Source organism: Gottschalkia purinilytica (genome assembly GCF_001190785.1).
Classification (GTDB): Bacteria; Bacillota; Clostridia; order Tissierellales; family Gottschalkiaceae; genus Gottschalkia_A; species Gottschalkia_A purinilytica.
The window spans coordinates 33,197-46,511 of record NZ_LGSS01000011.1; the positions used below are offsets into that span (position 1 = coordinate 33,197).

The following is a 13,315-nucleotide window of genomic DNA, read 5'->3' on the forward strand; positions in this document are numbered from 1 at the left end:
TTGTAAGCGAGGTGTGACAATGTCAAAATTTGATGACAAGCAGCTTAAATGCTCTTTTTGTGGAAAATCTCAAGAACAAGTGAGAAGACTTGTTGCTGGTCCATCTAATGTTTATATTTGTGATGAGTGTATAGAATTATGTCAAGAAATAATAGAAGAAGAATTTGAAGATGCAATAGATATAGATTTAAAAGATCTTCCAAAACCAGCAGAAATAAAAGAGATATTAGATGAGTATGTAGTACAACAAGATAAAGCTAAAAAAGCTCTAGCTGTTGCAGTTTATAACCATTACAAGAGAATAAACAAGAAATCTTCAAATAATGAAGTTGAGGTACACAAAAGTAACATAGTTATGATAGGACCTACTGGATCTGGAAAAACACTACTTGCACAAACTTTAGCAAAAATATTAAATGTACCTTTTGCTATAGCTGATGCTACTTCTTTAACAGAAGCTGGATATGTTGGAGAAGATGTTGAGAATATTCTCTTAAAACTTATTCAGTCAGCTGACTATGATGTAGAAAGAGCTGAGAAAGGTATAATTTATATAGATGAGATAGATAAAATAGCAAGAAAATCAGAAAATCCTTCTATAACTAGGGATGTTAGTGGAGAAGGGGTTCAACAAGCTTTACTTAAAATTCTTGAAGGAACCGTTGCTAGTGTTCCTCCGCAAGGAGGAAGAAAGCATCCTCACCAAGAATTTATACAAATAGATACTACTAACGTATTATTTATAGTTGGTGGAGCATTTGATGGAATAGACAGTATTATCCAAAGAAGAACTGGCAAAAAGTCTATAGGATTTGGAGCTGAAATTCAAAGTAAAGAAATTAAAGACTTAGGAAAATTACTAGAAGATTTACAACCTGAGGATTTATTGAAATTTGGTTTGATACCAGAATTTGTTGGAAGACTTCCAGTTATGGTTACTCTTAATCAACTTGATAAAAAATCATTGGTTGATATATTAACTAAGCCTAAAAACGCTTTAGTAAAACAATATAAAGAATTATTTGCAATGGATGAAGTTGAACTTGAGATCGATCAAGAAGCTTTAGAAGTAGTTGCAGAAAAGGCTATAGAAAGAAAAACTGGAGCTAGAGGATTAAGAGGAATACTTGAAGAATCAATGTTAGATATTATGTATGATATACCATCTCGTGAAGATATAGAGAAGTGTATCATAACAAAAGAAACTATCTCACAGAAAAAAGAACCAACATTAGTTCTTTCTGAAAAAAGAAAGAAAAAGCAAGTGAAAAAATCAGATAAAGAGACTGCATCATAAAAATAAGACAATACTAAAATTTAAAATTATCCCATGACTATAAAGTTAAAAGAGACTTATAGTCATGGGATTTTATTTTGCTATTAAAATCTTTATTGTTAATTTTACATTATTATTTTCCATAGTAAGAAGTATAATAGTCTAAAAAATAAAGGTAAAATCAATATTTAAAAGTTATTGATTTGACTTTTTTAGATGAATCTGATGAAGAGCTTTTATATCAATATTGAGTCTATTATGTATATATTATGCATGAAGTAGTATTTCTTATGTGATTCATGTATAATATTTGCTATATTTACATCATAAGTACTAATTAACATAAATTATGATATAATTGTAGACATATAGTAAATAAGATAATACATGCCAAATAGGAATTGGAGATAAAAAAGTTATATAATTGTAAATTATAAGGTTAGAATACTAATAACTTTAAAAATTTAATTATCAGTTATAGTTAAATATAAAGATTTATTAACTAAACTTTAATTTATAAAAATATTATTAATATACTAAACATATCAAAATATATCTTTTTCTGACTAAATAGATTTTAAAAGTCAGTTATAGTTATTTTGATACCATTGTTTTATCCTTAACTATTTTATTATTAAGTTTACATTGTTTATATATTAAGACTTAGAGTTGAAAGAAATAAATGATTTAATTGTATTTTAGATTACCATAATTTGCGTTATTTATGTAGTTATAAATTTCTTTAATTTAGTTAAACTATTTATAGTTGTATTTGGCATAGTTCTTATCTCAGTGTTTTTTACTTGTGTGATAGCTTTTATTTAACACTAAGGAAAGATTTATGCCAACTTTTATTTTTTGGCAGTATTATCAATTAAACTTTTGCTTTTCCAGAGCTAAAGTTTATAATAAGGATAAGATAAATCTAAAGAAATTTTATCACATAGTTGAGGTGAGATATGGCTAATATAAAAGACGTTGCGAAACTTGCTAATACGTCTATAACTACAGTATCACGTGTTTTAAATAATAGTGGATATGTTAAGGAAGAAACAAAAGAAAGAATCTTAAAAGTTATAAAAGAATTAAACTATAATCCCAATGCCTTAGCTAGAGGATTAGTAACCGATGTAACAAAAACAATAGGACTATTATTACCAGATATCACTAATCCATATTTTGCAAATATAGCAAAAGCAGTAGAAGATGCAGCTAGTAAGTATGACTATAGCGTATTTTTATGTAGTACCAATGGCGAGATAGACAAAGAAATAAGATATTTAGAGGTTCTTAATCAAAAGAGGGTAGACGGTATAATATATGGAACAGTTATTGATGGTGATGAAGGTATAAAAAAAGTGAAAAGTATGAATATACCAGTAGTGGTTTTAGACAGAGGAATGGATAAATTACAAATAGATACGGTGATGGTGGATAATATAAAAGGAGCTTTTTTAGCAACTAAATATTTGATGGACAATGGGCATAAAAATATAGCTTTTATAGGAGGTCCGAACAATACTAAGACTTCGCTAGATAGGAAAAAAGGATATATAAAATTTCTTAAAAGTAAAAATGTAGAGATTGATAAAAATTTGATAAGCTATGGTGATTTTCAAATAGAAAGTGGATTTAATGCCATGAAACAGCTCATAGATAGAAAAGTAAAAATAGATGCTGTTTTTGTAGCGAATGACCTTATGGCCATAGGTGCAATAAATTATCTATCAAAGAAGGGAATAGATGTTCCAGAAGAAATATCTGTAATAGGATTTGATAATGTAGGTTTGTCATCTCTTACTACTCCAAAGCTAACTACTATAGAGCAACCAATATCTGAAATGAGTAAAATCTCTATAGAATTAATAATGGATCAAATTCTAGAAGAAGAAAATAAATATAGAGAAATTAAGTTGACACCAAAAATAATTGTAAGAGAAAGTGTTAGTAAAAAAATCTAAAGGGGGATATATAATGAGTATGAAAAAAGTTATTATTGATGTAGACACAGGTATAGATGATGCTATGGCTATTATGCTAGCAATTAAAAGCAAAAAACTTGATGTAATGGGTATTACGACTGTAGCAGGGAATACATCAATTGACTATTCTACTAAAAATACATTAAGAGTTTTGAAAACGATAGGAAGAGAAGATATCCAAGTTTATAGAGGATGTAGTCAACCATTAATAAGAGATACTTGTTTCTGTGAAGAAGTACATGGAAATAATGGACTAGCTGGCGCATTGGAGGACTTAGAAGTTGAGTATAAGCATAAACAACATGGAGTAGATTATATTATAGATGAAGTTATGAGAAATAAAGGAGAAATAACTTTAGTTTTATTAGCTCCAATGACTAATGTTGCTATGGCACTTAGAAAAGAACCTGAAATAGCAAAGTATATTAAAGAAATTGTAACAATGGGAGGAGTTACAACTGCACTAGGAAATGAGAGTCTAGTATCTGAATTTAACATATATGCGGATCCTGAAAGTGCGAAAATAGTATTTAATAGTGGAGTACCAATTAAAATGGTAGGACTAGATGTAACAAGAAAAACACTACTTATGGAAGAACAACTTAAATCCATAGAAGGAGATGAGAAAGTAACAAGCCTTGTTAAAGAAATAGGTAAATACTACATAGACATGTATTCAGGTAATAATGAAATAAAGTGTTGTGCTTTACATGACCCATTAGCAGTAGGAGTAGCTATAGATGAAAGTTTAGTTAAAACTAAAAAACTTTTTGTAGATGTTGAAACTAAAAGTGAACACTGCGATGGACAGACAATATGTGATTTTTTTGGAAGATCGGGAAGAGAACCTAATGTAGAAGTTTGCTTGGAAGTAGATAGCAATAGATTTGTATCAATGTTTTTAGATGTTATTCAGAGTTAATATTAGGAAAAAGTACCATAAGAGTAAAGTAAAAGATTATGATATTTATTAAAATGAATAAAAATTGTACAAGCATCATTAGAAAGGTAATTGAAATCATACATAGAGATAATTGATAAAAGTGAAGTAGACATGTAGGTAGAGGGGGATATTTAAAACATGAATAGTAAAAGATTTAATTATCTTTTATTAGTTCCAGGAGTTATATTTTTATTTGTATTTGTTGTTATACCACTAATGTCACTTATGATTGGAACATTCAAAGATACAGATGGATATACAATTAATAAATATGTAAATTTTTTCAAAGATCCTTATTATATTCAAATATATATTAGAACTTTAAGAATATCACTTATAACTACTATAGTATGCGCACTTATAGGATTCCCAACAGCTTATTATATGAGTAACATAGATGGAAGAAAAAAAGGAATATTGATGGCGTTAGTAGTTTTTCCACAACTGACGAATCCAATAGTTCGTTCATTTAGCTTTATAGTTTTATTGGGTAAAAATGGTACAATCAATACTCTACTAATGAAAATAGGTTTGATTAAGCATCCATTATCATTGCTATATAGTGAGTTTGCTATTATAGTAGGGCTGGTATATTTATTTTTACCTCTTATGATATTATCATTGATTGGAGTTATGGAGAATATAGACAAAGATTTGCTAGCGGCATCAGAAAGTTTAGGTGCAACTAGATCAAAAGGATTCCTAAAAATCATATTACCACTTAGTATACCAGGACTTATCATAGGTAGTGTATTAGTATTTATAGGTAGCTTGACAGGATATACTACTCCACAGCTATTAGGAGGATCAAATACACAAGTTTTAGCAACTGTAATATATCAAAATGCTGTAACTGTTTATGACTGGGATACAGCATCTTTAGTATCAGCTATAATGATAGTTACAACGTTAATAATAACATTTGTTATAAATAACATAGCTAAAAAATTGAATCCAAAGGGGTGATATCATGAATCAGGGAACGGGAAAAGTAAGTAAATTTTTTACTATATTAGTATTTATATTTATAGTAATACCTCTGATTATAATAATTGGCACTTCGTTTGCAGGAGAAAGTTATCTTGCATTTCCACCTAAAAGTTTTTCTCTAAAATGGTTTCATAATGTTTTTAAATATGAAATGTTTAGAAACTCATTCAAAGTAAGCTTAGAAATCTCAATTTTATCTACTCTAATAGCAATGTTGATAGGAATACCATCAGCATATATTTTAAGCAGATATGAATTCAGATTTAAAAATGTATTAAATAGCTTTTTCCTATCACCGATTCTAATACCAGGTATTATCTTAGGCTTTGCACTTTTAAGATACCTAATTTTAGTGTTAAAACTACCTATATATATGAGTCTATTAATAGGTCATGTGATAATAGTAATTCCTTATATAATAAGAGTTATATCATCAAGTCTAACTAGCTTTGACTATTCAATAGAAGAAGCATCTATAAGTTTAGGAGCGAGTAAAGTTAGAACATTTTTTACTATAGTGCTCCCAAATATTAAATCGGGGGTTATAGCAGCTTTCATACTAGCTTTTATAAATTCATTTAATGATGTTCCAGTATCATTATTCTTAGTAGGACCAGGTATAAGTACACTACCAATACAAATGCTCAGTTATGTTGAGTTTTATTTTGATCCTACAGTTTCTGCATTATCAACATTGATGATGATAGTAACGGCGATACTTATGTACATAATAGAAAGGACACTGGGATTAAGTCACTTTACCAAATAAGATCGGGGGAATAGCATGTCACTTATAGAATTACAAGACATATCAGTAGCATATGGTAAAAATGTAATATTAAAAGATCTAAATCTAAATGTAGAAAAGGGAGAGTTAGTATCTTTACTAGGTCCTAGTGGATGTGGTAAAACGACTACACTAAGATTAATAGCAGGATTCAATGAAGCTAAAAGTGGAAAATTTCTGTTTAATAAAAAAGACTATACTATGATACCAGTACATAAAAGAAATTTTGGATTCGTATTTCAGAGTTATGCGTTATTTCCTCATTTAACAGTATTAGAAAATATAGCATTTGGACTAAAATTAAGAAAATTAGAAAAATCGCATATAAAAGAAAGAACTCTTAAAATAATAGAAACAGTGGATTTAAAAGATCTTGAAAATAGATATCCAGGGGAATTATCAGGTGGACAAAAACAAAGAGTTGCATTAGCTAGGGCACTAGTTATAAATCCAGACCTTTTGCTTTTAGATGAACCTTTAAGTAATCTGGATGCTAAGTTAAGGGTAAAAATGAGAGTTGAGATTAGAAGAATACAACAAGAATTAGGAATTACAACAGTCTATGTAACTCATGATCAAGAAGAGTGTTTTTCAATATCTGATAAAGTGGCAGTTATGAATAAAGGAGTTATAGAACAACTAGATGATCCAGCTACTATATATAACTATCCTAAGACTCAATTTGTAGCTGATTTTGTAGGCTTTGAAAACTTTTTAGATTTAGATTGGTTAGAAGAGAATAATGAATATATAAAGTTAAAAACAAATACTGGATATATATTTAAAGTTAAGAATCTATCAAGTTATGACTTTAAAGTCAAAAAAGGAGCTATAAGACCAGATGATATTAAAATAATAGATGACGGAAAAAATGAAGAGAACGTAATAAAGGGTATAGTAAGAGTAAGGACATTTTTAGGGAAGCAATTCCAGTATTCAGTTAAAACTGAGCTAGGAGAATTTATAGTAAATGATAATGCTTCTAAAATATATGAAGTTGGAGAAAGCATTAAATTATTTTTATCTCCAGATAAGATAATTTTAATAAAGGAATAGGATATAAAACACATAATTGCTTTATTATATAAAACGATACATATATTTACATAAATGGGCGGTTATGATATTATAATTATCCAATATATAATTAACAGGGGGGATAGCTTTATGAAAAAATCAATAAGAAAGGTAAGCTCAATTATTTTGAGTGTATCAATGCTAACATTGGGATTAGTAGGATGTCAGACTAAAAACAGTGAAACTGTAGGAAAAAATGAAGAGAAAACATTAACTATATCAATGTTTGGGTTTAACGAAGATCTATATAGAAAAAATGTTATAGAACCGTTTGAAAAAAAGCATAATGTAAAAGTCGTTTTTGAGCTTGGAAGTAATGCAGATAGAATTTCTAAACTTAAGATGGGAGCTAGTAAAGCTGATGTTGCTGTTTTTTCAGCTTATCATTCTATGCAAGGTATAGAAGAAGGAGCATTTGAAAAAATAAATCCTAAAAATATACCTAATATAGAGAATCTTTATGATATAGCGAAAGCTCCATTAGGAGAAGATTATGGACCTGCATATGCGGTGGCAAGCTTCGGTATAATGTATGATAAAGATAAGGTTCAAAACCCAATAACATCTTGGGGAGACTTATGGAGACCTGATTTAAAGGATAAAATACTTTTACCAGATATCACAACTACAGGAGGACCATATTTATTAATGATTGCAGCAGAGCAAGCAGGAGTAGATATTAAAAAAGATGAAGATAAGGTTTTTGAAAAGCTAAAAGAATTAAGTAAAAATACATTGAAATTTAGTGATAAGTCTTCAGATTCAATAAATATGATTGCAAGAGGAGAAGTTGAAGCATTAGGAGCATTCAGTTTTGAATCACAAGCTACAAAAGATGCTGCACCTAATTCTAAATGGGTGGATCCAAAAGAAGGTTCATATGCAATAATTAACACTATAAATATAGTAAAAGGAACAAAAAACAAAAAGCTTGCAGAAGAATATATAAACTGGTTGTTAAGTGAGGACATACAAAAAGTTCAAGCTATAGATAAAATAGATTCACCAGTTAATAAAAATGTAAAATTAACTGAAGAACAAGCGGAAGGACTTGTTTATGGAAAAGAGACTATAGAAAAACTAAATGTAGCAGATTGGAAGTATATAAATGATTCTTTAGAAAAATGGATAGAAAGATGGAATAAAGAAGTAATTTCTATAAAGAAATAAATAAAAATACATAATAAAAAACAAGAGCTTGTCTGTGGGGCAAGCTCTTGTTTTTTAAAAAAATAGGACTATTTTGATATAATAAATGGTAATTTGTAATTATTTACACAATTAGTTAATTATGATATTATAAATAATGAAATGATGTAAAAAAAATACAAATATACAAAATTTAAGGGGTATGAAATGAGAAAATTAGGGAAAAAAATAATTTTAATTATTGTAAGCTTCTCAGTACTGATATTGGGGATATCAGGATGTAATAATAAAAATATTGAAACTATAGGAAAAGAAAACAAAGAAACACTAATAATTTCAATATTTAATTTAAATGAAGATCTTCTTAGAGAAAATGCAATTAAGCCATTTGAAAAAAAGCATAATGTAAAAGTAATTCTTGAATTTGGGAATAATATTGAGAGATTTAATAGGTTAAAAAAAGATAATAACAGAGCCGATGTAATATTACTAGCAGACTATTATGCAATGCAGGCAATAGAAGAAGGTTTATTTGAAAAAATGAACCACAAAAATATACCTAACATAGAAAACCTATATGATGTAGCCAAATATCCATTAGGAAAAGATTATGGACCTGCATATACTATAGGAAGTTTTGGTATAATTTATGACTCAGAAGATATAAAGGATCCAATAGAATCATGGGGAGATTTATGGAGACCAGATCTAAAAGGGAAAATGTCATTACCCAACATAACAACTACATCAGGTCCTATGGTGTTATTAATGGCGGCTGAACAAGCAGGGGCAGATATTAAAGAGGATGAAGATAAAGCTTTCGAAAAAATGAAAGAGCTAAGTGAAAATGATTCAAGGTTTGATGATAAATCTTCAGAAATTATAAATGCAATGAATCAGGGAAAAGTTAAAGTTATGGGAGGACATAGCTTTGAGTTTGAAAGCATTAAAGAAGTTATTCCAACAGTAAAATGGGTAGATCCAAAAGAAGGTTCATATGCAATAGTCAATACTATAAATATAGTCAAGGGAACAAAGAAGAAAAAATTAGCAGAAGAGTTTGTAAATTGGTTTTTAAGTGAGGAGGTACAAAAAGCTCAAGCTCTTGATAAAATAGATTCTCCTGCTAACAAGAAAGTAAAGTTAACCCCTGAAGAAGCAGAAGGACTTGTCTATGGAGAAGAAACTATAAAAAATTTAAAAATGGTAGATTGGAAATATATAAATAAATCTTTGGAAAAATGGATTGAAAGATGGAACAAAGAAATAAGCACTGATATGCAATAAATAAGAATACATATTAAATTAACGGATAAGAGATTGTTTTATAAAAAAATCTCTTATTTTTTAGTAGAAATTACTAGACTAGATAAAATAAGAGATTTTTAGATATCGAAATAAGCAAAAAGAAATTTAATGAAACTTAATTTGTATAATATAACAAAAATGTTATAATAGGTAATAAACTGGTATTAAGTTTACATAAAAACATAAAATCAGGGGTGATAAAATGAAAAAAATGAGTAAAAGAGTAAGTTCAATTATTTTAGCTTCTTTAGTATTAACATTGGGAGTATCAGGAGGGCATGCTAAAAGTGATAAAGATGATAAAAAGAAAGAACAGAAAACACTAACTGTATCAACATTTGACGAAGAATTATATAGAAAGGATATATTTAAGCCATTTGAAAAGAAATACAATGTAAAGATTGTATGTGAGTTTGGAAATAATTTTGAGAGACTTAACAAGTTAAAAAGTGGAGATAGTAAATCAGATGTAGCACTTTTTACAGATTACTATGCTATGCAAGGGGTAGAAGAAGGATTATTTGAAAAAGTAAATCGTAAAAATATACCAAATATAAACAATCTATATAGTATGGCTAAAACGCCATTAGGGAAAGATTATGGACCAGCATATGCTGTATCTAGTTTTGGAATGATATATAATGGAGATAAAATTAAAGAACCAATTGTATCATGGGGAGACTTATGGAAGCCAGAATTCAAAAATAGAGTAACAATGCCTCATATAACGACTTCGGCAGGACCAATAATGCTATTTATAGCAGCAGAACAGGCGAATGTGGATATTAAGAAGAACGAAGACAAAGTTTTTGAAAAAATGAAAGAACTAAGTGAAAATGTTATTAAATTTGATAAAGATGCCACTGAAACTATAAATATGTTTACCATGGGGGAAGTCGATATCTTGGGAGGATATAGTTTTGAAAGAGAAACTATAACAGAAAATGTTCCAGCAACGAAATGGGTAGATCCAAAAGAAGGCTCGTATGCAATAATTGATACAGTTAATATAGTTAAAGGAACAAAAAACAAAGAACTAGCAGAAAAATTCATAGACTGGATATTGAGTGAAGAGGTACAAAAGAATCAAGCTCTTAATAAATTAGACTCTCCTACCAATAAGAAAGTTAAGCTAACACCTGAAGAAGCAGAAGGACTTATTTACGGTAAAAAAGCTATAGAAAGCCTAAATACACTAGATTGGAAGTATGTGAATAAATCTTTAGAAAGATGGATAGAGAGATGGAATAAAGAAATAGGTACTACAAAATAGTAAATAAAGAATTGTATATTACTTAATAAGAGACTATTTAACAAAATAGTCTCTTATTTATTTTAGAAAGAATATAAATATAAAAAAGAATTTTCTAGATATTAAAATTAGGAAAACAAAATTTGATGAACTTTATTAAGATTATATAACAAAAATGTTATAATAAGTAATAAAATGGTATTAAATCTATATAGAAATATAAAGTTAGGAGTGATAAAGTGAAAAAATGAGTAAAAGAGTAAGTTCAATTATTTTAGCTTCTTTAGTGTTAACATTGGGAGTATCAGGAGGACATGCTAAAAGTGATAAAGATAATAAAAAGAAAGAACTAAAAACATTAACAGTATCAACATTTGAAGAAGATTTACATAGAAAGAATGTTTTCGAACCATTTGAAAAGAAATATAATGTGAAAGTTGTACTTGAACTTGAAAAGAACTTTGAGAGACTTAATAAATTAAGAAATGGTGATAGCAAAGCAGACGTGGCACTCTTTACAGATTATTATGCTATGAAGGTATAGAGGAAAATCTATTTGAAAAAATAAATCGTAAAAATATACCAAATATAAATAATTTGTATAGTATGTCTAAAGCACCACTGGGTAAAGAATATGGACCGGCATATGCCGTATCTAGTTTTGGGTTAATTTATGATGAAGATAAAGCTTTTGAAAAGTTGAAAGAACTAAGTAACAATGTTATAAAATTTGATAAAGAGCCTGCTGAAACTATAAATATGTATGCCTCGGGAGAGGTTGATATTTTAGGAACATATAGCTTCATAAAAGAAACTATGAAAGATAATGTTCCGACGAAAAATGGGTAGATCCAGAGGAAGGTTCATACGCAGTAATCGATACAATTAATATAGTTAAAGAGACCAAAAATAAAGATCTAGCAGAAAAGTTTGTGAATTGGATATTAAGTGAAGAGGTACAAAAAGCTCAAGCTCTAGATAAGATAGATTCACCAACAAATAAAAAAGTAAAATTAACTAATGAAGAAGCAGAAGGGCTTATTTATAGTAAAAAGGCTATAGAAAGCCTAAATACATTGGATTGGAAGTATGTAAATAAGTCTATGGAAAGATGGATAGAGAGATGGAATAAAGAAATAGGTAATACGAAATAGTAAATAAAATAATTATATAGTAATTTTTATATTATGATAAATAAAACTAGACAATAGTTTTTAATTAAGATGATTTTAAAATTTTGATTAGTAGAGATACACTAATGAAATAATGTATTTTAAATATAAGAATTACATAAATTATAAAGGTGATAAAATGAAAAAGCTGATAAAAAAGATGGGTTTGATTATTTTGTTTCTCATAATATTTACTTTAGGATGTAGCAATAAGATCAAAGAGAATAAAGAAAAAAACGTATTAATAGTATCAGTATTTAGAGAGGATATATATAGAGAAAATATTTTTAAATCATTTGAAAAAAAATACAATGTAAAGATTATATGTGAGTTTGGAAATAATTTTGAGAGACTTAATAAATTAAAAATGAAAGATAGCAGAGTGGATGTAGCACTTTTTACAGATTACTATGCTATGCAAGGGGTAGAAGAAGGATTATTTGAAAAAATAAATCGTAAAAATATACCAAATATAAATAATCTATATAGTATGGCTAAAACACCGCTAGGTAAAGATTATGGACCAGCTTATGCTGTATCTAGTTTCGGAATGATATATAATGGAGATAAAATTAAAGAACCAATTGTATCATGGGGAGACTTATGGAAGCCAGAATTCAAAAATAGAGTAACAATGCCTCATATAACGACTTCAGCAGGACCAATAATGCTATTTATAGCGGCAGATCAAGCGGGAGTAGATATTAAGAAAGATGAAGACAAAGCTTTTGAAAAAATGAAAGAATTAAGTGAGAATGTTATTAAATTTGATAAAGATGCTACTGAAACTATAAATATGTTTGCCATGGGGGAAGTTGATATTTTGGGAGGATATAGTTTTGAAAGAGAGACTATAACAGAAAATGTTTCAGCAACAAAATGGGTAGATCCAAAAGAAGGTTCATATGCAATAATTGATACAGTTAATATAGTTAAAGGAACCAAAAACAAAGAGTTAGCGGAGAAGCTTATAGACTGGATATTAAGTGAAGAGGTACAAAAGAATCAAGCTATTAATAAATTAGACTCTCCCACAAATAAGAAAGTTAAACTAACACCTGAAGAAGCAGAAGGGGTTATTTATGGTAAGGAGGCCATAGAAAGTCTAAATACATTAGATTGGAAGTATGTAAATAAATCTTTAGATAGATGGATAAAGAAATGGGATAAAGAAATAGGTACTAAAAAATAATAAATAAAGAATTATATATTACTGAATAAGAGACTATTTAACAAAATAGTCTCTTATTTATTTTAAAAAAATATAAATATACAAAAAAGAGTTTTTTAGATATTGAAATAAGTAAAATGAAAACTAACCTTAAATTATTTACATAATAAACCAAATATGTTACGATAAGTAATAAAATAATTATAAA

General features: G+C 28.2%; 12 protein-coding genes and 1 pseudogene. All 13 read left to right on the forward strand.

Annotated features, from left to right (window positions below):
* Positions 1-19: 19 nt before the first annotated feature.
* The 13 genes and pseudogenes from clpX to CLPU_RS11380 all read left to right on the forward strand — a co-directional run bounded on the left by clpX (position 20) and on the right by CLPU_RS11380 (position 13,128).
* Positions 20-1,297, forward strand: coding sequence for an ATP-dependent Clp protease ATP-binding subunit ClpX (clpX, locus tag CLPU_RS11320; protein ID WP_050355777.1), 1,278 nt, complete (start codon positions 20-22; stop codon positions 1,295-1,297).
* A 938-nt stretch (positions 1,298-2,235) separates the two neighbouring features.
* The gene (locus CLPU_RS11325) at positions 2,236-3,237 is read left to right on the forward strand and encodes a LacI family DNA-binding transcriptional regulator (RefSeq protein ID WP_050355778.1); all 1,002 of its coding nucleotides are present in this window, start codon (positions 2,236-2,238) and stop codon (positions 3,235-3,237) included.
* A gap of 13 nt (positions 3,238-3,250) precedes the next feature.
* A complete protein-coding gene (locus CLPU_RS11330; RefSeq protein ID WP_200898574.1) occupies positions 3,251-4,180 on the forward strand; it encodes a nucleoside hydrolase in 930 nt (309 codons plus the stop codon).
* Positions 4,181-4,339: 159 nt separating this feature from the next.
* Positions 4,340-5,167 (forward strand): ABC transporter permease, encoded by an 828-nt coding sequence (locus CLPU_RS11335; RefSeq protein WP_050355779.1) that lies wholly within the window; start codon positions 4,340-4,342, stop codon positions 5,165-5,167.
* Between the two features lie 4 nt (positions 5,168-5,171).
* Positions 5,172-5,960 carry an ABC transporter permease gene (locus CLPU_RS11340; RefSeq protein WP_050355780.1) on the forward strand — a complete coding sequence of 263 codons (789 nt, stop codon included), beginning with the start codon at positions 5,172-5,174 and terminating at the stop codon, positions 5,958-5,960.
* 15 nt (positions 5,961-5,975) lie between these two features.
* The gene (locus CLPU_RS11345) at positions 5,976-7,034 is read left to right on the forward strand and encodes an ABC transporter ATP-binding protein (protein WP_050355781.1); all 1,059 of its coding nucleotides are present in this window, start codon (positions 5,976-5,978) and stop codon (positions 7,032-7,034) included.
* Positions 7,035-7,145: 111 nt separating this feature from the next.
* The gene (locus CLPU_RS11350) at positions 7,146-8,225 is read left to right on the forward strand and encodes an ABC transporter substrate-binding protein (protein ID WP_050355782.1); all 1,080 of its coding nucleotides are present in this window, start codon (positions 7,146-7,148) and stop codon (positions 8,223-8,225) included.
* Positions 8,226-8,411: 186 nt separating this feature from the next.
* On the forward strand, positions 8,412-9,491 hold the full coding sequence (locus CLPU_RS11355; RefSeq protein ID WP_050355783.1) for an ABC transporter substrate-binding protein: 1,080 nt from the start codon (positions 8,412-8,414) through the stop codon (positions 9,489-9,491).
* 223 nt (positions 9,492-9,714) lie between these two features.
* Positions 9,715-10,785: an ABC transporter substrate-binding protein gene (locus tag CLPU_RS11360; protein ID WP_050355784.1), complete on the forward strand. Its 1,071-nt coding sequence runs from the start codon at positions 9,715-9,717 to the stop codon at positions 10,783-10,785.
* A 226-nt stretch (positions 10,786-11,011) separates the two neighbouring features.
* Positions 11,012-11,308 (forward strand): type 2 periplasmic-binding domain-containing protein, encoded by a 297-nt coding sequence (locus tag CLPU_RS11365; RefSeq protein ID WP_050355785.1) that lies wholly within the window; start codon positions 11,012-11,014, stop codon positions 11,306-11,308.
* 62 nt (positions 11,309-11,370) lie between these two features.
* The gene (locus CLPU_RS11370; RefSeq protein ID WP_050355786.1) at positions 11,371-11,613 is read left to right on the forward strand and encodes a type 2 periplasmic-binding domain-containing protein; all 243 of its coding nucleotides are present in this window, start codon (positions 11,371-11,373) and stop codon (positions 11,611-11,613) included.
* A gap of 23 nt (positions 11,614-11,636) precedes the next feature.
* Positions 11,637-11,918, forward strand: a pseudogene (locus CLPU_RS11375) (hypothetical protein); the annotation flags it as partial.
* A 157-nt stretch (positions 11,919-12,075) separates the two neighbouring features.
* Positions 12,076-13,128 carry an ABC transporter substrate-binding protein gene (locus CLPU_RS11380; RefSeq protein WP_050355788.1) on the forward strand — a complete coding sequence of 351 codons (1,053 nt, stop codon included), beginning with the start codon at positions 12,076-12,078 and terminating at the stop codon, positions 13,126-13,128.
* The last annotated feature ends 187 nt before the right edge of the window (positions 13,129-13,315 follow it).